Below are 22,853 nucleotides of genomic sequence, written 5' to 3' on the forward strand. Positions count from 1 at the left end.
ACGGGGCAAATCCCCGCGGTTCAATGCCAGGACATCGAGTGCCCCAGCGCGACCATGCTATCGGCAACCCCCCCCCCCTGTGCCCGCGCAATCCCCGCCTCTCCGGGTATTCAGCCAGATGCTCGCCCGCGTCCCCGCGAATTCAGGCCGGATGCTCACCCGTCCCTCCGCGTACACAGGCCGGATACGGGTGCGTGGAAGGTGCCGGTGGCGACCGGCGGAGGTGGAGGTGGAGGTTGGACAGTGGCCCATGCCCGGCGAGTTACCCATTTCTTGCGAAATCGGTTGGTGCCTCAGGGAACCAGCGTCAGTTGTCTGCGGCCAGTTGTTTTAGAAGGGACTCGCGTTCTGCGGCGGGGCGTTTGGGGCAACTGGTGCACATCTCGCAGTTGGGGACTTCGAAGACGAGGCAGCAGGAGATGCGTTTGACGAAGGTGCGGCCGTCGACGTCGATGAAACGCGGGATGGGGAGTTTGCCGCCTATTTCGGTGGCCAGGCGGGTGCCCGCGGCCGGGGAGCCCGCGTCCAGGGCTCGGTTGCCGACGGCGTCGGCGACGATCGCCCAGAGGGCCGGGATGCCCGCGCCGGAGACCTCGGCGACCGGGGTGATCACGGCGGCAAGGGTTTCCCGCAGGGCCGCGCCGGGCTCGGTGGGTTCGTCGGGTCCGGCGAGCAGGTGGATGCGTTCCACGCCGCCGTCCGGGCGGACCTCGCAGTCGAAACGGTCCAGCAGCGGCTCGGCGGCTTGTTCGCCGCGTGCGTACGCGCGGGCGATCTGTTCGACCAGTGCCGAGGCGACCATGCACCACCACAGCGTGCCCGCGATCCGCGGCGAGGTCGTGCCCCAGGAGTGCCCCATCTCAGTGATCCGGGCCGCCAGCCAGTCGGGCTGTGTCAGCGTCCGGCCGGGGACGGTGTTCACCACTTCAGGGGACTGCGTAACCATTGCGACTCGACTCCGATCCAGCTGCCGACCATCCCGAACGTGCCCAATGCCCACAGTGTCGCGACAACCAATGCGAAAGTAATGGTCGCCGCGAACACCCGCATGGCGGCACCCCGTGCGGAGTACCACGCCATACCCTGCCGGTACCTGTCCCGCAGCCAGCCGAGAGCCCGGTGTGCCCAAGCGAATTCGGTGGCGAGGATGCCCAGTCCGGCGAATACGATCGCCCAGCCGGGTCCGGGGTAGGGAATCGTGACGACTCCGACGGCGAGCACCGCGGTGCCGGCCAACGCGACCCCGATCCGATAGGCGAGGTTCAGCGTAGGTCGCGCGGCAACACGGGCCCGGAAGGCGCGCCAGCCCGTCTCCGTCTGCGTCGATCTTGATTCCAACTCGGCGGTCACCTCTCCCAGCGTACGAGAACGCCCGGTCCTGTCCATGGCGCGAACGAGCCCGCCCGAACCGTGTGGTTCGAGCGGGCTCGTTGTGCTGACTCAGACGAGCTCGGGTGTCGTCACCCGATGACCCACCTCATCATCGATGTGGGCCAGACCGTTCTCGGTGATCTCGATGACGCGCGCGCTGGCGATATCGAAGAACAGACCCGACACCGTCACGCCGCGCTCGGCGACGGCCGAACGCACCGCGGGATGCCGTTGCAGGTTCTCCAGCTGCACCGCCACGTTCACCATGCTCAGCTGGTCGACCTCGCCGAAGCCGGCCCGCGCCGCGGCGATCGCCACCGGGTGCCCGCGCCGGAATCGATCCAGGCTCGGGTGCGCGTGCGCGAGCCACTTATCGATCTCCGGACCCGCCTGCGCCCCGGAGTGCAGGGCCTTCATGGCGCCGCACGAGGAGTGACCGCACACCACGATGGAGCGCACGTTCAGCTCTTCCAACGCGAAGACCAGCGCGGCGTCCACCGACGGGTCGCCGACGGCGGGCACCAGGTTGCCCACATTGCGCACGGTGAACAGGTCACCCGGCCCACTGTTGGTGATCATGTTCGGCACAATCCGCGAGTCCGCGCAGGTGAGGAAGAACGAGTCCGGATCCTGGCTGTCGCGCAGCTCGTCCAGGTGCGGGCGCACGACGTGCGCGTGGCTGCGGTGGTACGCGGCGACACCGGCCGCGATCGGGTCGGCGTGCTCGTTGCGCCGCCACGGGCCGAGGATGTCGGTCCACACCGCGCGCCCGAAGCCGCGCGAGGGCGGACCGGCCGTCGCGTGCGCCATTTTGGCGCTGCCGATCTCCACGAAATCGACACTGCCGCCGTTGCTTTCCTGCTGGCGCACCCAGTCCTCGATGGCGTCGAAGGCGGCGTGGTCGAGGAAGTCGACGGTCATCTCGACGGTGACGTCGGCGTCGGCGGGTATCTTCGCGAACTCCGCGGACAGCTTCGGCAGCGCGAGGAAGGTGCAGGAGCCGTCGATGGAGACCATCCAGCGCTGCGAACCCGGAATCTGCCTGGCGCTGATGGCGACGCGCACCACCCGCCACAGCAGCAGACCGAAGGCCAGCGCCAGGCCGATCAGCACGCCCTCCAGCAGATTCAGGAACACCACCGACACCACGGTGACGACGTACACGAGCAGGTCGCCGGTGCGCCGGGCCAGTCGAATGTGCGCGATCTTGACCAGCTGCATGCCGATCACGATCAACAGGCCGGCCAGCGCGGCCTTCGGAATCTGTTGCACCACAGCGGCCAGCGCCACCGAGAAGAGCAGAATCCAGCAGCCGTGCAGCACCGCCGAGGCCTTACTGCGCGCACCCGCCTGCACGTTGGTCGCGCTGCGCACGATCACGCCGGTGACCGGCAGGCCGCCGAGCAGGCCGGAGAGCACGTTGGCCGAGCCCTGACCGATGAGCTCACGATCGAAATTGGTGCGCTTACCTGAGTGCATCTTGTCCACGGCGACCGCGGACAGCAGGCTTTCCACGCTGGCGATCAACGCGATGGTGATGACCATCAGGACCACGGCGGACCAGTCACCGCGCGGCAGCTCCGGCAGCCCGATCGCGTCGAACAGCGAGCCGTTCAATACGATTCGCTCGGCGCCGGTCGGCAGCACCAGGGACAGCACGGTCGCCGCGAACACCGCGACCAGCGGCCCCGGGATGACACGGAGCCGGTCGGGCGCGTATTTCCAGCCGAGCATGATGGCGATCACCACGGCGCCGATGAACGCGTCGCCGCCGTGCAGCGACATCAGCTGCTCGGGCAGCTGGGTGATGTTCTTCCACGCCGAGCTCTGCGACGAACCGCCCAGCAGCACGTGAACCTGTTGCAGCGCAATGGTGATACCGATACCGGCGAGCATCGCGTGCACCACCACCGGCGCGACGGCGAGCGCGCCGCGCGCAATCTTGCTCAGCCCGAACAGGATTTGCAGCACACCCGCCGCAGCGGCGATGAAACAGGTTACTTTCCAACCGAATTGGTTGATGGACTCGGCCACCACCACGGTGAGGCCGGCGGCCGGGCCACTCACCTGAAGAACGGAGCCGCCGAGCAGACCGGCGACGATGCCGCCGATCACGGCGGCGATGAGACCGGCGGCTACGGGCGCGCCGGAGGCGACCGCGATGCCGAGGGACAGCGGCAACGCGACGAGGAAAACCACGATGGAAGCGGGCACATCGTGCCGGAGGATTGATTGCAGGCGTTCGGACAGGGGTCCGGGACCAGGACCCGAGTCCGCGGGGACCGGCGGGGTAATCGGTGGGGCCAAATCGTTCTCGACAGCCATGACTTTCTCCTTCGCCGAACCCGGCGCGAAGTCCGGGGTCGGTTGACGATCAACATGTCCAGCAGGGGGCACACGACCGCGAACCGGCATCTCGCGGTGAAGCAGGTCTCGACGCACCAATGGGTCGAGATGTAAACCGATGCAAGGCTATGAGTAAAGACTAAGCAAAGCCTGAGAACGGGGCTAACTGTGCGTAAACTCCGTGCTCACCGCTTTATGGCCTGCCTCACAAGGGCACAGAGGCCTGCACGGGGCCGTCTCTGGGATTGCACCGGCGCTGCGGCAACACAGCGGACCTCATCCGCACACTGCCCTTCCCACGGGGCGCGGCGTCCGTGGTGCGAAATCGGTGTCGGTGAACATATTTCTCCTTCGCCGGGCGGTGTCCGTCCCGGTTCATCGGTGGAACATGTACTGGCATCGAAGGCGAGCGGCGGGCGTAGCTCAACCGCTCGAGAGCGGCGACCCGGTGACGCGAAGGTCCAGCTAATAGTAAAGACTTCGCAAAGCTTATGGAAAGCTTTCAGGTGGAATCGGGGCAACCGTCATCAAATTGTGATCCAGGTCACTCCGAAACGCAACCCGGCACGAGCGGTATCGATACCGACGAACCGGCTGTTACCAGCGAGGACAGTGCCTGGTACTACTTCAGGTACCAGGTGACCAGTCGTTCGACGAGTGCCAGATCGCAGACCTCGTCGGGGACGTGCAGCACCGATTCCAGGTTGCTGCGGTCGAATTCGATGCGTTCCAGCAAGTACTTTCCGGTGTAGGCCATGCGGGTAGCTACCGCTCGGTCGAGCGCGGTGAGGTTGCGCTGCTCCCACTCTTCGGGGCGAACGGCATGCAGTGTCATGCCGAGGCCCGCGCCGACCAGGGTGACCGTCTCCGCGGCCGAGACACCGACACGGTCGGTCAGGTTGACGATCTGCGGCAGGTTGTCGGCCTCGGCCAGGCCGAGCAGCCACTCCACACACGTATCGATAGGGACCAGGTTGAGGGTCGCGCCGTCGGCGACCTGCACGGCCGCGTCACCGCCCGGGAAGCGTCTGGCTACCCGCCGCATGTTCGACATGAAGTTGTAGATGCCGAAATCCGAGGTGGTGTGCGCGGTTTTGGCGGAGCCGACCACCTGGCCGAGCCGGAAGACCGCACCCTCGACGCCGTGCTCCCGCAGGAAATCCCGAAAGACCAGTTCCCCAGCGCATTTGGTGGCCTCGTACACCGTCCGGAACTGGGTGTCGCCGGTGATGGGCTGCCAGGTCTCCGCGGTGGGCGTGTCCGATACGCCGCCGACGTAGGCGGTGCTGATCAGGAAGAAGCGCGAGCCGGGGCGGCTGTACTCGGTGAACAGTCGCAGCGCCCGCTCCGTGCCCTTGGTATTCACATCCTGGAGTAGAGCCGGGCGGTTGGGCGAAAGGTCAACGGCCGCAGCGAAATGCCAGAAGTCGCAGGGCTCCGAGAAGAGCGTCGCGGCGACAAAATCGTCGATGCCCAGATTCTCCTGGGTCAGCTCGCAGTCGAAGGTCTCGAGGTCGCTGACGTCGGGCCGGGTGTCCCCGTCGATGATGCTCGCCGAGTCGAGCGCCTCGAAGACGCGGGTCCGGGCCCCGCGGGCCAGGGCTTTCACCCGGACGCCGCGTTTGAGCAGTTCACAGATCGTATTGCTGGCCACGTACCCGTTCGCGCCGTCCACGACGGCCACTTTCGACAGCACCATCAGACACTCCACAGGGTGCTGTGGAAGCGACGGTCGACGGTGCCGGCCAGTTGCCGCAGCGCGACCTCGGGGTGCCGCGCCGCCTCGAGACAGACCTCGGTGACGGTGGCGCACATGGCGGACGCCAGTTCGTCATCCCACAATCGCCGGGCCGCATTGAACGTCATGGCCAGTGTCTCCTGTGTTCCCTTGATCGTGAGCAGGCCGTCGATCGGCAGCACGTTGCCCACCGACGTCCGGTGCAGGGCGTAATCCGCTGCGACACAGTCGGGCCCGAGCAGTTCCGCACCCGCCGGAGTCTTCGGGACATTGAGCATCTGCACCGGAAACAGGCCACTGTTCGGGTCGATCAGTGAAACGGACAGCTCCGGACACACTTCGAGTACCTCGATGAAGGGATACCACTGAAATCGATAGGCCAGCAGGCAGTTCTGCTTGAACGACGCGACGAGTTCCGCGAAGGACAGCTCCGGTGACCACTGGAACTTGATCACGAAGGGATTGAAGAGCATGGCCACCGACTGGTGAAACCGCGGATCCCGGCGACCGTGGCTGAAGGTCGGCATGAGGTAGGCGTCGCTGCCACCGAGGTGCCCCAGGACGAAACCGTAAGCCGCGGCGATCACCATGAACGGCGTCGCCCGCAGCTTGCCCGCCAAGCCGCGCACCGCAGCGGTTTCCGCGGGCGCCAGGCCACGGTCGCCCCGGCTGGTCAGGGCGCCCTCCCCGGCGTCCTGGCCGGATATCTGCAGAACATCAAGGGAACCAAGGTATTCCGGCCAGAAGTCGCGGGCCTGCGCCGCCTCCGGTGACTCCAGTGCGGCGAGCTCATCGAGGACGATCTGCCCGTAGTCCACCTCTAACGGCTCGGGTTCGCATGCCAGTCCGCCTGCCGCGCGATAGTACTGTCCGACATCGCGTTTCAGCACCTCCAGCGACCAGGCATCGGCCACGCTGTGATGCACCGTCACCTGGAGCAGCCGCCGCCGCGCCTGCTCGTCCTCGAGCAGCAGCACGCGGACCAACGGTGGACGGACGAGGTCGAAGGGGGCGTTGTTGTGCTCGACCAGCGCCTCTTCGATGCCCGGCTCGTACCCGTTTCCCAATGTCGCGGCCAGCACGGTGGTTTCGGGTTCGCTGCCGGAACCGATGGCCTGCTCGGACATGCCGCGCCCGCGGACCACGGCGGTGCGCAGCGCCGCGTGCCGTTCGATGCTCCTGGCGATGGCGTCGAACAGTCGGCTGCGGTCGAGCGCCCCGTCGATCGTGAGCCGGAAGGAGATGTTGAACGCTTCCGCCGCGCCGCCGGGCCGGATCGATTCCAGGAAGTCGAGCAGATGCTGCCCCGGCGTCAAGGGCAACCTGGTCTCGCCCGGCAGGCTCACGTTCGCGAGCCTTCATGCAGGAAACGATGTGCGGCAACCGCATACGTCAACGCGTACCGTTTCAGGTCGTTTACCTCGACGTACTCGTCGGCCATGTGCGCGATCCATTTTCCGCCGGGCCCGTACACCACGCTGGGGACGTTTCCGTAGTGGGTCAGGATGGTGCCGTCGGTGGTCCCCGGTACCGCGCCGAGGACGGGGCGCACGCCGTTGACGACCTCGTGCGCGTCGATAAGCGCGGTGACAAGCAGTGTGTCCGAGCCGGTTTCGACCCACGGCCGATCGTCGATCACGGTGACCGAAGAGCCGATCCCGCGCTCGCGGGCCGCGGTATCGACGCACTCGCCGATCCGCTTCAGCACTGTCTCATGGTCCACCCCGGCGACGGTGCGCACGTCCAGGAACAGCGAACTCGTGCCGGGGATCGTATTCATCTGATCCGCAGCGCCGGCCTGAATCACTGTCGGCGTAATGGACGGCGACCCGAGCGAGGTCCGGCTGCCGACTTCCTCGATCAGCCGCTCTTCCAGCTCTTCCAGGCCCAGCAGCACCCTGGCGATCGCGGGTAACGTGTTGCGGCCCTGCCACGGCATCGCGCCGTGGCTCATCACGCCCGTGAAGTCCACCCGGAGCCGGATCGCGCCCTTCGACGTCGGGCACACCTCGTCGCCTTCGGGCTCGCAGCAGATCACGCCGTCGACATCCTGGACGAAGCCCTGAGCCACCGCCGCCTTGGCCCCCGTCATCATGCCCTCTTCGTCGGCCAGTAGCAGTAGCCGGATCCTGCCGGGGAACGGACCGGACAGCTGTAATGCCCGTGCCCCGTACAGCATTGCCGCGACGCCCGACTTCATATCGGCGGAGCCACGACCGTAGAGCTTCCCGTCGCGGATCTCGCCGCCGAACGGGTCGACGGTCCACTGGTCGGGATCGCCTTCGGTCACCACATCCATGTGGCCTTCGAAGGCCAGCGTCGGTCCCGGCCCGCCACCGCCGGTCAACGTCACCACGATGTTGGGGCGGCCGCCTGCGTCGAAAAGCTCTACCGCCCAGTCCCATTCCCGGATTTTCGCGAGCAGGAACTCCGCTACCGCGCGCTCACCGCGGCCCACCTCTTCCAGAGTGTGCGTGCGCACGAGGTGCTGCGTGAACTCGATGAGTTCCGGCTCATTGATTCCGGCATCAAACGAAGTGATGTCCACGGGGACCCCCAGGCGTCAAGTCTGTCCATGCTACGACGAGGTAGGTGTCCCCGTGCTAGATCGCGTCGCTTCGCTGCGCCTTGATCCACGACATCGCCTGCTGTAGTCCGGCGACCTCGCCTTCGCGCAGGACGACGCTCGTTCCGAAAGTGCCGTCCGCGTCGATGTGCCCGAGCGGCAACAACTGTCGCCGGATCTCGGCCGACTCCGCCGGGCCCGCGCCGCCGTCGTGCAGCCACTCGTCCAGTGGCCGGAAACTGGTGGTCCGGTGTCCCTCCACCACGTCCAAGGAGTTGTCCCGCAGCAGGTCCAGCAGCTGTTGCTCGGTCAGTGTCGTCGCGTGTCCCGGGTCGCGTACCCGCTGTATCTGCTCGAGCTGTTCGTGTGCGTCGCCGGAGAGTCCGGTGACGTTGTCCGCGATGATGACGTGCCCGCCGGGTCGGACCACGCGCGCCATCTCGGCGACGACGAGTTCCGGGCGCCGCACGTGGTGCAGCGCCCGCGTGCACATGACGAGATCGAAAGTGCCGTCCGCGAACGGCAGTTCCTCGACCAGCGCGACGACCAGCTGCACCGAGTCCACCTCACCGTTGGCCCGCGCCTGCGCGAGCATCTCCGCCGACGAGTCGACCCCGATGATCTTCGGGCGCACACCGACTTTCGCGGCCACCGCCGCGGCGGCCGCAGTGCCGGTGGCGACGTCGAGGGCCCGCTCGAACTCCAGCGGGCGGATCAGCTCGGCGAGCAGTTCGACGTCGAGTCGCCTTGCCTGTCCACCGGCGTACGACTCCGCAATTGTGGCGAACCTCAATTGGTTTCGGGAAACCTGTGCGCGGTAACCATCGGTCGTCTGTCGCACTTCGGCGCCGTCGATGTTCATGCGACTCCCAGGGAACCGGCGGGACGGCGAATGTGATATTCGCCGATATTCACCGGGCCTACGGTACCTTGTATTCACGCAAAAAACCCTGTCCGAGCACCGGGGGGACACCGAGGGGACAGCTTGTTCCGTGGCGGGCACCCGCACGTCCACGGGCGGTGTCCGACGTGCTGCCGGCGTCCGTTCCGAGGTGCCCTGCGGTAGTTGCCGGCTCGTGTTCTTCCGATGGAGGCAGGTGGTTGATGGATGCCGCCGATGTTCGAGACAGCACCTTGCTGCTGAACTCGCCTCGCACGATTGTCGGCATGCGCGCCGCCGAGGTCGCCACCGAAGTCGTTGCCGCGGCGGCAGGTACGGCGCAGGCTCCGCGCGTATTGGTGATTACCGGCGGCGGCTTCACGCTACGTAGCTGGTCCGAACCGCTGCTCGCAGCACTGCGGTCGTTTCCGCTGCACGTCGTGACGCACTCCGGCCTGCCGACTCCCGAATCCGTCGCGCTGCTGGCTCGCGCGGTGCGCGCCCATCGCGCCGACGTAGTGCTCGCGGTAGGCGGCGGCAGCGTCATGGATGCGGGCAAAGCCGCTGCGGCGCTGTCGATCAGCGCCGATCCCACGCCCGAGCTGGTGGTGCGGGCCTGCGCGGAAGAGGCAGGCGCCGAGGACGTTCCGCCGATCATCGCGCTGCCCACCACGCCGGGAACCGGCGCCGAAGCCACCCCGTTCGCCACGATCTGGCATCGGGACCAGGGCCGCAAGCTCTCCCTGCGCGGCGCTGCCCTGCGACCGGTGACGGCGATTCTGGACCCGGACCTGATCGCCGGGCTGCCCGAGTCCTACTTCGTCAGTTGCCTGTTGGATACGCTCGCGCAGGGCTTGGAGGGCGCGTGGTCGATCCGCGCCGACGAGCAGTCCGAGTGGCTGGGTGCTACCGCATGGAACCTGTTGGCCGAGTTACTGAACCGGCCGCACCACGGTTTCGGCTCGGCCGAACGTCATGCGGCGCTGCTCGCCGGTCACCTCTCCGGACGGGCCATCGCCATCGCGGGAACCACTGTGTGCCATGCGATGTCGTATCCGCTTACGCTGCGCCATGGGCTCAGCCACGGCCATGCGTGCGGACTCACGCTGGCATCGGTGCTGCGGTACAACGCCCTCGTCGGCGACGACTGCACCGACCCGCGCGGGGCCCAGCGGGTACGCGACGCCATCACCCGGGTGGTGCAGGCGGCGGGCGAGAGCACCGTCGAGTCGTTGGCTTGCAAGATCGACCAGCTCGCGCGATCACCCGCACTGCCCGCGCCCCCGGACATCCGCCACGACGCACCTCGAATCGCCACCGAAGCACTCGCTTACGACCGCGCGGGCAACAACCCCCGCCGCGTGGATGTGGCAGCCCTGACTCATCTGTTGGCCGGGACCGCGGAGAGAGACTATGCGCGTTGACAATTACAAGGTCATGCACTGGCTGAACACCAGGAAGATGACGACCGGCCAGACCGCCGACGCCGTCGGACTGGATCACGAACAGCTCGAGAAAATGCTGTCGAGCGAGGAGTGGCCGGACGAGCTCGCCGCCGCGGTGGCTCGCGCGCTCCAGATCACCCCGGAGCAGTTCGCCGCCAGCGGACGATCCGGGCTGACCGTGCTGGTCCGCACCGCGCAGGACCTGCACGACACCCGGCGCCCCATCCAGCGCGACGGCATTCATTTCTACAACTACTACACAATGGCGGCGCCGCAGGGCGCGGTCGCGCCGGTCATTCTCGACATCCTCTGCCCCGCAGATCGTTTGCCCGCCTTGAACAATGGGCATCTGGAGCCGGCTATCACCATCAATCTAGGTCCCGGTGGTATCCACGGGCGTTGGGGCGAGGAGCTCAGCGAGGCGACCTGGCAGGTGATCAGAGCCAATGCCGGAGCGGACAATTGGATCGTCGGCGACTCCTACGTCGAGCCGTCGTACTGCCCGCACACCTACTCACTGGCCGGGGCCGCCCCGGCCCGCATCGTGTCCTATACCGGTCAGTCCTCGCTCGCCGGGTTGATGGAGGACGTCAACGACTGGTCGGACCCCGCCGCGCACGCGATGTTCGGCTGGCTCGAAGAAGGCCCGGCCCCGCAGCAGGTCGCCACCCTGCTGCTGGATCGACGCGGCCACACTCTCGAATCGGCCGCGGCCCTCCTGGGTGCAGGCGAAGCAGATCTCCTCGCGGCGCTCGACGAGGGCGGTATCGAGCTGCTGCGCGCGCTGGGGACGACGCTCGGCTTCGATTACCGGCTACTGATCCGGCCCGCTACCAGGCACGACGCTGTGGGTAAAACCTTCAAGGACATCGGAGAATGTCGCAGGGAGGTAAGGACTTTCAAGGGCTACCAGGTCACCTCGACCGCCTCCGCCCCGCACCTGCCCGATCTCACCGGACTCTTCATGCTCGTGTCCGGTCACGGTGCAAACCTGGGGGAACCGGCCGAGTCCCACTATCTGGTGACCGCCGGCTCCCCCACCCTGCACTGGACCAATGCCGACGGGCGCGAAGAACACGCGGAGCTGAGCGTCGACGCCTCGGCGTGGGTCGCGCCGTTCGTGACGCACCACTGGTCGGGCGACGGCGCGGTGCTCAAGCTCGGTTCCGGACGACATCTCGGCTACCTCGATCTGTACGAACTGACCAATACCTACGCCGCGGTGTCCACCTTGCGGCGTGGCCGCCGCGACAACCGCGGCTGGGGTTACGACTCTTGAGCAGCACGGGAGAGAAGTTTGCGCGTCGTCTACACCGATCCCGCCTGGGCGCTGAACGACCTGGGACAGCCGGACCTCGCCAGGGCCGACATCGAACGCGCGGCCTTCGGCAGTGAGACCGAGCTACGCCTCGGACTGTTCGACGGCCGATATCTATTGCAGGGTCCGGCTTTTCACGACCATGTGCGCGGCGCCGACGCCCTGGTGATCTATCGCTGCCAGGTGACTCCGGAGCTGTTGGAAGCGGTCGGGCCGACCTGCCGGGTGATCGCTCGCAGCGGGGTCGGTATCGATAACCTGAACGCCCCGCTGCTCGCCGGCACCGGCATCGTTTCCTTCAACGTGCCCGATTACTGCGTCGACGAGGTCAGCACCCACACCCTCGCCCTGCTGCTCGCGCTGGAACGCAAGGTCTGCACCCAGGATCGCCTGGTCAAGAACAGTCAGTGGAACATCCACGCGGGCGGGGTGCCGCGACGGGTGTCGACGTGTACCGCAGGCATCATCGGGTTCGGCCGCATCGGCCGGGCGACCGCGCGAAAACTACAGGCGTTCTACCAGAACGTCATCGCCTACGACCCGTACGTCTCGGCCGATCTGATGGCAGGTTACGGCGTCACCGCCGCCACCGACTTGGCCGAATTGTTCGGCAGCGCAGACGCGGTGGTGATCCACGCGGCGCTGACCGGCGAGACCGACCGGCTCATCGATGCCGCAGCACTGTCTGCGGTCCGGCCTGGTGCGCTGCTCGTCAACACCGCCAGAGGACGGCTGGTCGACCCGGCCGCCGTGCTCGACACGCTCGAGGCCGGTCGGCTCGGCGGGTTCGCCTCGGACGTGTTCACCCCCGAGGATCCCAACGACGATCCGACCGCGCGCAAGCTGCTGACCCGCGACGACGTGGTCGTGTCCGCGCACCGCGCGTTTCTCTCGATGGAATCCGAGCGCAGTTGCCGGCGCCGGATCGCCGAGGGAGTCGCCACCGTTCTGGCCGGCGGGCCGCCGCCCGCCGAAGGCAGAGTGACCTGATCCGAGAGGCAGTACCCGTGATAGAGAACCTCCCCCTTCACTCAGCATCATCGGCCGGGGGTGCCGCCGGAGTGCGGTTGCGCAGGCTGCTCGCCGACCCGGCGCCGTCCTTCCTGATGGGCGCGCACGACGGCCTCAGCGCCCGCATCGCCGCCGAGGCCGGATTCGCCGGGCTATGGGCTTCCGGGCTGTGTATGTCGACCGTCCTGGGCGCTCGGGACAGCGACGAGGTGTCCTGGGGCGAACTGCTGGCCCTCGCCGCCAGGGTGGTCGAGTCCGGTGCCATCCCCGTGCTCGTCGACGCCGACACCGGCTACGGCAATTTCAATACCGCGCGCCGGGTCGCGGCGCGGGCCGAGCAGATCGGGGCGGCGGGAATCTGCATGGAGGACAAGGTCTTTCCGAAGATGAACTCCTACTTCGGGGACAGCCACCCGTTGGCGCCGATCGGCGATATGTGCACCAAGATCGCGGCTTGCCGGGACAAGGTCGACGCCCAGTTCGTGCTGGTGGCCCGCACCGAGGCGTTGATCGCCGGCGCCGGACTGGCCGAGGCGCTGCGGCGGGCCGAGGCGTATCGCGAGGCCGGGGCCGACGCCATCTTCATTCACTCGCGGCAGCGAACCATCGACGAGATCGCCGAGTTCACCACGGAATGGGGGAATCGGCTGCCGCTGGTGATCGCGCCGACCACCTATCACGAGACACCGCAGGAGCGGTACGCCGAACTCGGTATCGCGGCGGTGATTTGGGCGAATCAGGCGATGCGGGCCACGGTGGTCGCGATGCGGCAGGTCTGCCGGTCGTTGCGGCTCGACGGTGCGGCGGCCGTGGAGCCGACCATTGCCGCGCTGGGGGAACTGTTCGCCCTCATGGGTTATCCGGACCTCGAGACCGATGAGGAGCACTACACCGAACTGGCCAAGAAATGGGTGGATTCGTGATCGACGCCGACGATCTGCTCGGTGGGCTCATCGCCCGCGGCGTGGTCGATATCGCCGGGGTGCCGTGCTCCTATCTGACTCCGGTGATCAACCGGGTGGCGTCCGGGGTGGCCGCCGGGTATCTGCCCGTGACGCAGGAGGGCGAGGCGGTCGCGATCGCCGCGGGGTGCTGGCTGGCGGGTGCGACAGCGTGTGTGATGGCGCAGAATTCGGGGCTCGGCAATATGGTCAACCCGCTGACGTCGCTGACCCATCCCAGCCGCATTCCGGTTCCGTTGCTCATCAGCTGGCGCGGCGAACCGGGGTGTCCGGACGAGCCGCAACACGAGCTGATGGGGGCGATAACGCCGGGACTGTTGGAGCTCATGCAGGTCGGGCATGCGGTGCTACCGTCCGAGGCCGCCGAGCTCGATGCTTGTCTGGATACCGGCTGGGCCGAAATGGACCGCGCGCAACAGCCTTTCGCGTTCGTGCTGCGGAATGGCGTGCTGGCTGCCCAGCAACTCGTTGAGCCGCCGCTGGCTGCGCCCGTGGTACCGCCGGTCACCGGCTCCCCCAAGGCTCGCGATGCCCCGACTCGCATGGCGGCATTGGAGTGCCTGGTCGGATCCGTTGGCGATACGGCGGCCGTGGGGTCCACGACCGGCAAGACGAGCCGTGAGCTCTACACGCTCGCGGACCGGCCGCAGCACTTCTATCTGGTCGGCGCGATGGGGTCGGCCAGTGCGGTCGGGCTCGGGGTGGCCCGGCACACCCGCCGACCGGTGGTGGTGATCGACGGTGACGGCGCGGCGCTCATGCGGCTGGGCACGCTGGCAACAGTCGGTGCGCACGCCGGGCCGAACCTCATTCATGTCTTGCTGGACAACGGCGTTCACGATTCGACGGGCGGGCAGCAGAGCCTGGCGGCGCAGGTCGACTTTCCCGCCGTGGCGCGGGCCTGCGGCTATGCGCGCGTGTACGACTGCGCCGACCTGGCCGAATTCACCGACGCCATCAAGGTTGCCCAGGTCGAGCCGGGACCGGCGTTCGTCTACTTGATGATTCGCCCCGGGTCGATCGCAGAGCTCGGCAGGCCCGCGGTCGGTCCGGCTGAAGTAGCAAGGCGGTTCCGGGCTTTCGTGACAGCATCCGGTGAGATCTCCGAAAGGCACGATCATGTTTCGTAACGGCGCACTGTTACCCGCTACCGACCAGAGCACCGTGCGTAACCCGTGGACCGGTGAGGACGTCGGCCTGGTCGCGCGCGACAGCGTGGCCCAGATGGACGAAGCGGTCCGGGAACTCCGGGCCGCCTGGCGACCGATGCGACCGGATCGGCGGGCGGCGGTCCTGAGTGCGGCGGCACACCTCATCCGCGAAAGATCCGGAGCCCTGGCCGAACTCATCTCCCAAGAGTCCGGCGTGTGCATTGCCGAGACGCGTAAGGAAACCGAACGCGCGGCAACGAATCTCGTCGTCGCGGCGACCGAGGCCGAGCGGTTGCGCGGCGAGAGCATTCCGGTGCCCGGCCATGATCGGTTGGCGCTCACCATCTTCGAACCGGTCGGGGTGGTGGCGGCGATCACGCCGTTCAATCGGCCGCTCAATCAGGTCGTCGTGAAGGTGGCGCCGGCCGTGGCGGCCGGGTGTGCGGTCGTGCTGAAACCCTCGGAGAAGACGCCGCTTACCGCGCTGGCCTTCGCTGAGATCCTCCTGGAAGCGGGGTTGCCGCCCGAACATCTGGTCGTCACCACCGGCGAGCCGGGCACGATCGGCCCGGCGTTGGCCGGTCATCCGGACATCGACATGGTGACCTTCACCGGCTCGGTGCGCACCGGACGGGATGTGGCCAGGGTTGCTGCGGGCAAGAAGCTCTTGCTGGAACTGGGCGGCAACGATCCCTTGATCGTCCTGCCCGACGCCGATCTCGGGCTGGCGGTGGAATTGGCGGGCCAAGGTGCGTTCGCCACTGCCGGGCAATCCTGCCGAGGGATCAAGCGGGTGATCGCCGTGGGTGCGATCGCCGACGATCTGGTTGCCGGGCTGGTCGAGGCGGCCCGCCGTAAACGAGCCGGGGATCCACTCGATCCGGCGACCGATGTCGGGCCCCTCATCAGTGCGGAAGCCGCGATCGTCGTGGAGCGCCGAATCTCGGACGCGGTCGCCGCGAACGCGAAGCTGCTGTACGGAGGCGATCGGCGGGACTCGCTCATCACCCCCGCTGTCCTCGATCATGTGCCCGCCGCCGCCGAGTTGGTGGTCGAGGAGACGTTCGGTCCGGTAGCGCCGGTGATCCGGGTGGCCGATACGGCGGCGGCGATCGAGGTTGCTAACGGGACCAGGTACGGGTTGCAGGCGGGGGTGGTCACCTCGGATGCAGCCGAGTTCTCCGAGATCGCCGCGGCACTGCGCGTCGGTGCCGTAAACCTCAATGCCGGACCACATTTCGACTCGCCGCACATCCCCTTCGGCGGCGTGAAGTCCAGCGGGCTCGGCCGGGAAGGGCTGTCCTACTCGATTCGGGAGATGAGCACCGTCAAGACGGTCACGCTGCCCTACCCGCTGTAACCCCCTCGCCACGCACGGCGACCGTTCGTGATGAACAAGTTAGGACGAAACCGATGACCGCGGAGCCCGAAGCCACTGTTCCAGTCGACTATCGATCGCTGTTCCGACTCGACGGAAAACGTGCCCTCGTCGTCGGCGCGGGTAGCGGTATCGGTCGCGAATCCGCGCTTGCTCTCGCGGCCCTCGGCGCAGAGGTGGTGTGTGCGGATCTCGATCTCGCGCGGGCGGAGGAAACCGCGAGCTCGGCTGGTCATCCGGCCACCGCCGTGCAGTTGGATGCGCGGGATGCTGCTGCCGTCGAGGCGGCCGCGAATGAACTGGGCGAGCTGGACGTGTTCGTCTTCACCACGGGGCGGAATGTCCGCAAGCGCTTATTCGACTATGCGACTGAGGAATTCGATGCCGTCCTCGATCTGAACCTACGCGCCGCCTTCCACATGATTCGTGCGTTCGGGAAGGGCATGGTCGCCCGAGGGGGCGGTTCGATCGTGGGTATGTCGTCGATTCGGGCGCTCACCGTGGAGCCGGGGCAGGCCGTTTACGCCGCGTCGAAGGCGGCGCTGGTGCAGCTGATACGTGGGGCCGCTGCGGAGTTCGGTCCGGCCGGGGTGCGGGTGAACGCGGTCGCGCCCGGGGTGGTGCGGACGCCGCTGACCGATCCGATCTTCGAGGTGCCGGAGTGGCAGCAGGCGTACGCGTCCAAAAGCGCGCTGGGGCGGTGGGCGCAGCCTAGTGAAATCGCCGGAGCTGTCGCCTTTTTGGCGTCCGATGCAGCCAGCTTCATCACCGGATCGATGCTGTGTGTCGATGGCGGCTGGACCGCCGTGGACGGTCGCTACGAGCCGCCGCGTTGAGTCAGCAGCAGCGCGTCCTCGACGAAGGTGCCCATGTCGGGTGCCTCGAACAGGAGGTTCATCGGGACTGTGACGCCGAATTCGGCACGGAGCGCGGACATCAGCTCGCCAGCCAGGAGTGAGTCGCCGCCGAGTTCGTAGAAGTTGGCGGTGGGCTCGGTGTAGCCGGTGCCGCACACGCGGTCGACGACGGACCAGATTTGTTCCACGTCAGTCCTTTCGGCGCAGCTTGCCGGACGCTGTCCTGCGCACATCGTCCACGATCTCGATCGCTCGCGGTGTCTGGGCTCTGGTCAGTTCGTCGCGGCAGCTGCGCAACAACTCGGCTGAAATCTGCGCTGGGTCGCCGCTGTGCAGGCTGACCTCGGCGTGCACGACCTCGCCGAGATCCGGATCGGGCATTGCGCGGACGCGGACGTCGTGTACTTTGTCGTGGCGTTCCAGGATGCGTTCGATGTCGCGAGGAAAGACCTTGATGCCGCCCACGTTGATGGCGTCATCCTTGCGGCCCACCAGCATCACGTAGCCTTCGTCGTCCATCCACGCGAGATCGCCGACGCTGAAATGCCCGTCTACTTCAGCTAGTTTCGGCCCGGTGCCGAGGTATCTGGGCTGTTCGGCACTCTCGTCGGTCATGAACAGTTCACCGGTGGTACCGGCGGGGACTTCCCGATGGAACTCGTCCAAGATGCGGACCGAGCAGTGCACCGGACGCCCGACGGATCCGGGATGCTCGAGCCACTCGTCGCCGCGGATGCTGAGCACGCCGATCCGTTCGACACTGCCGTATTCCTCGTACACCTTGGTCGGGTCGATCCGCTCCAGCCAGCGGCGCTTCACCGTCTCCGGGCACCTGGCCGCAGTGTGCACGACCAGGCGCAGCGAGGAGAACCAGTGACTGGCCGTGCCGCTGGCTTGGATGAGCGTGGCCATCTGTGCGGGCACGGTCCTTACGACCTCCACCCGTTCGGATTCGAGCAGCTCCAGGAACAGTTTCGGGGACGCGTTACCCGGGATGATGATGCGATGCCCCAGCGCGAGTCCGTGGTACAGGGCACCGAAACCCGCGTGATAGAGCGGGAGTCCGACGATCTGGGTTTGGCCGTATGCCATGCCCCGCTCACGTTCTTTGCTGCTGAGCGGACCCTTTTCGTCGTACGCCCATGGGCGATTTCTGATGATGAGCTTCGGGTCGCCGGTTGTTCCGCCGGACAGCGATATCGATCTCGGCAGGCCGTCTGACAGTTCCGAGATGCGTTCTCTCCGTGAGTGATAGGAAATCAAGCCGTTGCCTTCGACCACCCAGCCTCGTGGATATCGGTCGACGATGTTCGACTTCAGGGTGTCGGACCATCGGTGGTCCACCGGGAGCACGGTGGTGCCCACTTCCCACAGCGCCAGCGTGGCAATGACGTGGCCGATCCCGGGCGGCAGTGCTACCGCCGCTACGTCGCCCGCACGTAAGCCGTTCTGTCTGAACACCTCTGCTTGCTCTTGCGTTTTCGACACGAGTTCACGCCAGGTGATCTCCTCGCCGGCGCTGAAGCCGCGAACCTTGACGGCGCAGTCGTGTGGCCGGTCCGCCGCTGTTTTCGCGATGAGCTCGCAGATCGATACCTTGCCGGTCATGGATGCCACTTATCCGTTGCCGACGACGTATTCATCGGCGATGCACAAGGTTTCGTCCAACAGTGCCATTCCTTCTCGGATCTCCGCCTCCTCGATGATCAGCGGCGGGCAGACCAGGATCATGTTCCAGTGGGTGAGCAGATACAAACCCTTGCGGAATGCGGCGGCGGTCAGCCTCGTCATCGGTTCGGCGGCAGCGGTATTCGGGTTGAACGGGACGAACGGCTGTTTGCTCGCGCGGTCGGTGACCAGTTCGATTCCCCAGAAGCAGCCGCTGCCGCGAATATCCCCGATCGACGGATGCCGATCGGCCAAGGCGCGCAGCTCTTTCTCGATCAGCGGGCCGAGCCGCTCCGCGCGTTCGACGAGTCGTTCCTTCTGGTAGACGCCCAGCACGGCGACGGCGGCCGCGCAACCGACGGGATGGGCGCTGTGGGTCAACCCGTATGGGAAGACCGAGTCCTGCAGCCAGCTCGACAGCCGGTCGCTCACGGCCGCGGCCGCCAGCGGCACGTAACCGGCGGTCAAACCCTTTGCGCAGGTGATGATGTCCGGCACGACGCCCCACCGGTCGCAGGCGAACCAGCTTCCGGTGCGGCCGAAGCCGGTCATCACCTCATCGAAGATCAGCAGGATGCCGTGCTCGGTACACACGTCACGGATCGCCTGCAAGTACCCGTCGGGCGGGACGATCACGCCGTTGATCCCGGTGATCGGCTCGAGGATCACCGCCGCCACATTATCGGCACCTTCGTATTGGAGCAGTTCCCTGAGGTGCGGTGCGCCCGAGCACACGGGGCAGGGCGTGGGATGGCCTGCGGGACAACGATAGGTGTAGGGGTCCAGCATGCGGACGACGCCGGGCATGCCCGGTTCACCGACCCAGCGGCGCGGCTCGCCGGTCAGCGTGAGAGCGCCCGCCGTGCTGCCGTGGTACGAGCGGTAGCGAGCGATGACCTTGCTCCGGCCGGTGTATGCGCGCGCCAGCCGAATCGCGGCCTCGTTCACCTCGGTGCCGCTGCACGCGAAGAAGAACGAGTTGAGGTCACCCGGCGTGACTTCGGCGAGACGGTCCGCCAGCTCGGCCACGATCTCGACGTCCCACGGCCGGCCGAGCGTGGCCATGGTGGCCACCTGTTTCTGGACCGCCTCCTGGACCTCCGTGCGGCTGTGCCCCAGGTTCGCGTTGACGAGCTGGGAGCCGAAGTCGAGGTAGGACCGTCCGGCGGCGTCGAAGAACCGGCACCCGTCGCCGCCGACGATCCGCGGCGGCGGATCCCCGCCCTGCCTCGACCACGACTGGATGACCCGGCCTTTTGCTGTCGCGGAATCTCCCATTGTGTTGCACACCTTTCGATTACGGCACTGCGGCGGTTCCCCGCTGTCAACGAATAGCGACGCGACGCTGGCTGCCCGGATCGAACGCGAAGGCCGCGATGATCGATAGGACGCAGGCCCAGCCGGCGAGCACGAGCAGGTTGGGCCCGATGCTCACCACTCCCCCGTGCTGGGCGAGGACCCGCTGCATGCCGTCCACCGCCCAGTACTGCGGGGTCAGCGGGGCGAGCGGGCGGTCCCAGTCGGGCATCAGCCGGACCGGTACGACGGCGCCGCCCACCGCACCCATGCCGAGAACCACGAGCTGGCAAAGGTTTTGCATGGCCGACACGTTCCGGGTGAGCGAGATCAGCACCAGGCCGAGGGCGATGGCGGCCCAGGCGATGGTCAGGATGAGCACGGCCAAGGCGAGCAGTGAACCGTTGACCGTCGCGCCGAAAAGCCACCAGCCGGTGAGGATCAACAGCGCCATCTGCGCCGAGGAGAGCACGAAGTACGGGATGGCCAGTTGGATCGCCATCGTTGCCCTGGACAGACCGCTGGCCTTGACCAGACTCCATGCGCCGGAGGCGTGTTCGCGGTAATGGGAGGTGCCCATGAACATCATCACGTAGAAGCCGAACATCACTGTGAAGCCGGGGACAGTCTGATTTGCCCCGGTGCCGCCGATGATGCCGGAGAAGGCGTCGCTGAGCAGCGCCTGCATCAGAAGTGGTGCGGCGAAGAGGAATACGAAGAGGGTGGGGTCCTGGCGCCAGGTGGCCAGTTCTTTTCGGACGAAGGCCCAGGTGATCGTCATCGCGCCGCCGACTTCGACTGCTGCTCGATGATCTGCAGGAAGGCGTTCTCCAGCGAAACAGGCACGGCGCGCACATCTTTGACGGGCAGGTCGCTCTCGTCGAGCACTCGCACGAGGGTCGGCAGGATCTCCGGTTGTTGGGCCGCCACCCGGATCCGCCTGCCGTGCACCGTTATCGCGGTGTCGGGTAGCACGTCGTGCAGTAGGGTCGTCACGGCTGCCGCCTGCTCGCTGATGATCTCGCAGTACGGGCTGGCGTATTCCGCCACAAAGCTTTTCACGTCGGTCGTGACGATGAGCGTGCCCTCATCGAGCACACCGATTCGGTCGCAGAGGATCTCGGCTTCCTCCAGGTGGTGGGTCGTGTAGAGGATCGTCGAGCCTTCGCCACGCAGTTCTCTGAGAACGTTGTGAATCGCTTGGCGGGAGTCGATGTCGACGCCGGTGCTCGGTTCGTCCAGGACCATCAGCGGGGGCGAATGCACGATGCCCATGCCGATCGACAGCCGGCGGCGCTCGCCACCCGAGAGTTGCGCGCCGCCCCGGTCCGCTATCCGGCTGAGGCCGAGCCGCTCCATCACCTCGGCGGCTTTACGGTGCGCGGTGGGGCGTGGCATGCCGCGCACAATCGCGGCGAAGCGCAGGTTCTGCCACACCGTCATGGCCAGGTACACCGTATTGTCCTGGGGGACATAGCCGATGCGCCTGCGTAGCCGACGGCCGTGCCTGCGCACGTCGGTGCCGAAGACCTCCACCCGCCCGGCGGTCGGTTTGACGAGTCCGCAGATGATGTCGAGCGCCGTGGACTTTCCGGCGCCGTTGCGGCCCAGCAGACCGAAGATTTCGCCGCGACCGACGGACAGACCCACTCCGTCCAGGGCGACGACCGAGCCGTAGGTCTTGCGCAGGCCGTCTACCAGGACAACCGGCTCGTCGGCTACGTCCATGACGTGGCCTGGTGGCTCGCCACAATCGAGCGGACCTGATCCCGGTAGTAGACCGCTCGTCCGTAGCGATAGGTCATCAGGACGGCCCCTACGCCGGTGGCCATGTTGAGGACGAACGAGCTCGCGGCACGGCCCAGCCATCCGACCGTGTTCGCCTGCGGCGCCGACCAAGTCGGATCACTGCTCGGCACATGGAGGCCGTAGGAGAAGCCGTAGCCCTTGCCCGGGATGTAGTCGGGCCCGCTACCTGCCAGCTGACCGATCTGATCGATGAAGAGTTCCCTGGTGAGGGGACCCAGAGCAGGGATGAACAGTCGACCGTCGTGGTCGGGGGCGATCGCGCACAGCAGCTTTGCGAAGTCGACGGCAGTGGAATACGCGCCCGAACCGGCCGATAGCCACGCAGGTCTTTCTCGATGTGTCACAAGGTCTTCGGGGGTCGACGGAATTCCGGCGAAGGGTTGGGCGGCGCGGTGCATTTCCGTCGGCCGGATGTGAAAGCCGGTGTCGCGCAATCCGAGCGGGCGACAGACTCGGTGCTCGATGATCTCATCGAGCGGCCGGTTGTCCACCAGTTCGAGAATGCGCCCGAGGACATCCATGGCAACGCCGTATTCCCACCTGGCCCCGGGATCGGCGGAAAGGGGCAGCGTCGCCATTTTCCGGACCACCTGGTCGAGAGTCGGTGTCGCGGTCCGGTGTTCGTACTTCTGCAACTGAGCTTGCTCGTAGTAGGGCGTGACGTTCGCTGAGGTGTGCCGGCCGCCGCCGATGCCCGCGGTCTGCCGCATCAGGTCGGCGAGGATCAGCGGCCGCCGCGGCAGTCGCAGGGTGCCGGCGTCCTCGACCCGGATGCCGGTGAAGCAGGGCAGCCACTCGGCGACCGGATCCGTCAGCCGGAGGCGGTCTTCGACCACCATCGTCAACGTCGCCAGCGCAGTGAGGACCTTCGTCATGGAGTAGACGCGGAAGATGGCGTCCTCGCGCATCGGCAGCGCGCCGCTCGGGTCGAGAGCGCCGACGGCCCGCAGGTCGACCAAGGACCCGCCGGCGGTGACCGCCACCACCGCTCCAGGTAACCGCTGCGCTGCCACATCCCCCGACACGGCGTCCAGCAGTTCCGTCATCATGTCCATTC

Annotated in this window: 20 protein-coding genes; 7 read left to right on the forward strand and 13 right to left on the reverse strand. The window is 66.9% G+C overall.

What is annotated here, in order from left to right; all coding sequences use genetic code 11:
- Positions 1 to 307 precede the first annotated feature (307 nt).
- The 7 genes from DBO33_RS29930 to DBO33_RS29960 form a co-directional block, all read right to left on the reverse strand.
- Complete coding sequence (locus DBO33_RS29930; RefSeq protein WP_199856799.1) at positions 308 to 946, reverse strand: (2Fe-2S)-binding protein; 639 nt, start codon at positions 944 to 946, stop codon at positions 308 to 310.
- Positions 919 to 1,350, reverse strand: coding sequence for a TIGR02611 family protein (locus DBO33_RS29935; protein ID WP_234391119.1), 432 nt, complete (start codon positions 1,348 to 1,350; stop codon positions 919 to 921). The genes DBO33_RS29930 and DBO33_RS29935 overlap by 28 nt, the downstream gene beginning before the upstream one ends.
- A gap of 90 nt (positions 1,351 to 1,440) precedes the next feature.
- Positions 1,441 to 3,696 carry a SulP family inorganic anion transporter gene (locus tag DBO33_RS29940; protein WP_107658051.1) on the reverse strand — a complete coding sequence of 752 codons (2,256 nt, stop codon included), beginning with the start codon at positions 3,694 to 3,696 and terminating at the stop codon, positions 1,441 to 1,443.
- Positions 3,697 to 4,339: 643 nt separating this feature from the next.
- Positions 4,340 to 5,416, reverse strand: a complete 1,077-nt coding sequence (locus DBO33_RS29945) for an SDR family oxidoreductase (protein WP_107658052.1) — start codon at positions 5,414 to 5,416, stop codon at positions 4,340 to 4,342.
- Positions 5,416 to 6,801: a condensation domain-containing protein gene (locus DBO33_RS29950; protein WP_107658053.1), complete on the reverse strand. Its 1,386-nt coding sequence runs from the start codon at positions 6,799 to 6,801 to the stop codon at positions 5,416 to 5,418. The genes DBO33_RS29945 and DBO33_RS29950 overlap by 1 nt, the downstream gene beginning before the upstream one ends.
- Positions 6,798 to 8,003 carry a M20 family metallopeptidase gene (locus DBO33_RS29955; RefSeq protein ID WP_107658054.1) on the reverse strand — a complete coding sequence of 402 codons (1,206 nt, stop codon included), beginning with the start codon at positions 8,001 to 8,003 and terminating at the stop codon, positions 6,798 to 6,800. Before DBO33_RS29955 ends, DBO33_RS29950 begins: the two co-directional genes overlap by 4 nt.
- A 55-nt stretch (positions 8,004 to 8,058) precedes the next feature.
- On the reverse strand, positions 8,059 to 8,883 hold the full coding sequence (locus tag DBO33_RS29960; protein WP_107658055.1) for a class I SAM-dependent methyltransferase: 825 nt from the start codon (positions 8,881 to 8,883) through the stop codon (positions 8,059 to 8,061).
- Between the two features lie 242 nt (positions 8,884 to 9,125).
- On the opposite strand from DBO33_RS29960, the gene DBO33_RS29965 reads away from it, so the two are divergent.
- The 7 genes from DBO33_RS29965 (at position 9,126) to DBO33_RS29995 (ending at position 17,002) form a co-directional block, all read left to right on the forward strand.
- On the forward strand, positions 9,126 to 10,325 hold the full coding sequence (locus tag DBO33_RS29965) for a phosphonoacetaldehyde reductase (protein WP_107658056.1): 1,200 nt from the start codon (positions 9,126 to 9,128) through the stop codon (positions 10,323 to 10,325).
- A complete protein-coding gene (locus DBO33_RS29970) occupies positions 10,315 to 11,625 on the forward strand; it encodes a cupin domain-containing protein (protein ID WP_107658057.1) in 1,311 nt (436 codons plus the stop codon). Before DBO33_RS29965 ends, DBO33_RS29970 begins: the two co-directional genes overlap by 11 nt.
- An 18-nt stretch (positions 11,626 to 11,643) precedes the next feature.
- Positions 11,644 to 12,654, forward strand: a complete 1,011-nt coding sequence (locus DBO33_RS29975; protein WP_107658058.1) for a C-terminal binding protein — start codon at positions 11,644 to 11,646, stop codon at positions 12,652 to 12,654.
- Between the two features lie 71 nt (positions 12,655 to 12,725).
- Positions 12,726 to 13,598, forward strand: coding sequence for an isocitrate lyase/phosphoenolpyruvate mutase family protein (locus DBO33_RS29980; RefSeq protein ID WP_234391120.1), 873 nt, complete (start codon positions 12,726 to 12,728; stop codon positions 13,596 to 13,598).
- Positions 13,595 to 14,767: a phosphonopyruvate decarboxylase gene (aepY, locus tag DBO33_RS29985; RefSeq protein WP_107660703.1), complete on the forward strand. Its 1,173-nt coding sequence runs from the start codon at positions 13,595 to 13,597 to the stop codon at positions 14,765 to 14,767. Before DBO33_RS29980 ends, aepY begins: the two co-directional genes overlap by 4 nt.
- On the forward strand, positions 14,757 to 16,148 hold the full coding sequence (locus tag DBO33_RS29990; RefSeq protein ID WP_107658059.1) for an aldehyde dehydrogenase family protein: 1,392 nt from the start codon (positions 14,757 to 14,759) through the stop codon (positions 16,146 to 16,148). The genes aepY and DBO33_RS29990 overlap by 11 nt, the downstream gene beginning before the upstream one ends.
- A 53-nt stretch (positions 16,149 to 16,201) precedes the next feature.
- Positions 16,202 to 17,002 carry an SDR family NAD(P)-dependent oxidoreductase gene (locus DBO33_RS29995; protein WP_107658060.1) on the forward strand — a complete coding sequence of 267 codons (801 nt, stop codon included), beginning with the start codon at positions 16,202 to 16,204 and terminating at the stop codon, positions 17,000 to 17,002.
- Here DBO33_RS29995 and DBO33_RS30000 read toward each other — a convergent pair.
- Genes DBO33_RS30000 through DBO33_RS30025 form a run of 6 tightly spaced genes read right to left on the reverse strand, consistent with a single transcriptional unit; the run spans position 16,984 to position 22,851 of the window.
- Positions 16,984 to 17,211 (reverse strand): acyl carrier protein, encoded by a 228-nt coding sequence (locus DBO33_RS30000; protein WP_159080596.1) that lies wholly within the window; start codon positions 17,209 to 17,211, stop codon positions 16,984 to 16,986. The genes DBO33_RS29995 and DBO33_RS30000 overlap by 19 nt on opposite strands.
- Position 17,212: 1 nt before the next feature.
- Positions 17,213 to 18,631, reverse strand: a complete 1,419-nt coding sequence (locus DBO33_RS30005; RefSeq protein ID WP_107658062.1) for a class I adenylate-forming enzyme family protein — start codon at positions 18,629 to 18,631, stop codon at positions 17,213 to 17,215.
- Positions 18,632 to 18,640: 9 nt separating this feature from the next.
- Positions 18,641 to 19,969, reverse strand: coding sequence for an aminotransferase class III-fold pyridoxal phosphate-dependent enzyme (locus DBO33_RS30010; RefSeq protein ID WP_107658063.1), 1,329 nt, complete (start codon positions 19,967 to 19,969; stop codon positions 18,641 to 18,643).
- A 46-nt stretch (positions 19,970 to 20,015) separates the two neighbouring features.
- Positions 20,016 to 20,768 (reverse strand): ABC transporter permease, encoded by a 753-nt coding sequence (locus DBO33_RS30015; RefSeq protein WP_107658064.1) that lies wholly within the window; start codon positions 20,766 to 20,768, stop codon positions 20,016 to 20,018.
- Positions 20,765 to 21,715 (reverse strand): ABC transporter ATP-binding protein, encoded by a 951-nt coding sequence (locus DBO33_RS30020; protein WP_159080597.1) that lies wholly within the window; start codon positions 21,713 to 21,715, stop codon positions 20,765 to 20,767. Before DBO33_RS30020 ends, DBO33_RS30015 begins: the two co-directional genes overlap by 4 nt.
- Positions 21,706 to 22,851, reverse strand: a complete 1,146-nt coding sequence (locus DBO33_RS30025; protein ID WP_107658066.1) for a serine hydrolase domain-containing protein — start codon at positions 22,849 to 22,851, stop codon at positions 21,706 to 21,708. Before DBO33_RS30025 ends, DBO33_RS30020 begins: the two co-directional genes overlap by 10 nt.
- Positions 22,852 to 22,853: the final 2 nt, after the last annotated feature.

Source organism: Nocardia suismassiliense (genome assembly GCF_900269665.1).
Taxonomy (GTDB): Bacteria; Actinomycetota; Actinomycetes; order Mycobacteriales; family Mycobacteriaceae; genus Nocardia; species Nocardia suismassiliense.

Coding starts and splice junctions, on each gene's coding strand:
- DBO33_RS30020 (WP_159080597.1), bottom strand. CDS start 21,715: ATGGACGTAGCCGACGAGCCGGTTGTCCTGGTAGACGGCCTGCGCAAG.
- DBO33_RS29995 (WP_107658060.1), top strand. CDS start 16,202: ATGACCGCGGAGCCCGAAGCCACTGTTCCAGTCGACTATCGATCGCTG.
- DBO33_RS30010 (WP_107658063.1), bottom strand. CDS start 19,969: ATGGGAGATTCCGCGACAGCAAAAGGCCGGGTCATCCAGTCGTGGTCG.
- DBO33_RS29940 (WP_107658051.1), bottom strand. CDS start 3,696: ATGGCTGTCGAGAACGATTTGGCCCCACCGATTACCCCGCCGGTCCCC.
- DBO33_RS29945 (WP_107658052.1), bottom strand. CDS start 5,416: ATGGTGCTGTCGAAAGTGGCCGTCGTGGACGGCGCGAACGGGTACGTG.
- DBO33_RS29990 (WP_107658059.1), top strand. CDS start 14,757: ATGTTTCGTAACGGCGCACTGTTACCCGCTACCGACCAGAGCACCGTG.
- DBO33_RS29930 (WP_199856799.1), bottom strand. CDS start 946: ATGGTTACGCAGTCCCCTGAAGTGGTGAACACCGTCCCCGGCCGGACG.
- DBO33_RS30005 (WP_107658062.1), bottom strand. CDS start 18,631: ATGACCGGCAAGGTATCGATCTGCGAGCTCATCGCGAAAACAGCGGCG.
- DBO33_RS29970 (WP_107658057.1), top strand. CDS start 10,315: ATGCGCGTTGACAATTACAAGGTCATGCACTGGCTGAACACCAGGAAG.
- DBO33_RS29965 (WP_107658056.1), top strand. CDS start 9,126: ATGGATGCCGCCGATGTTCGAGACAGCACCTTGCTGCTGAACTCGCCT.
- DBO33_RS30015 (WP_107658064.1), bottom strand. CDS start 20,768: ATGACGATCACCTGGGCCTTCGTCCGAAAAGAACTGGCCACCTGGCGC.
- DBO33_RS29960 (WP_107658055.1), bottom strand. CDS start 8,883: ATGAACATCGACGGCGCCGAAGTGCGACAGACGACCGATGGTTACCGC.
- DBO33_RS30025 (WP_107658066.1), bottom strand. CDS start 22,851: ATGGACATGATGACGGAACTGCTGGACGCCGTGTCGGGGGATGTGGCA.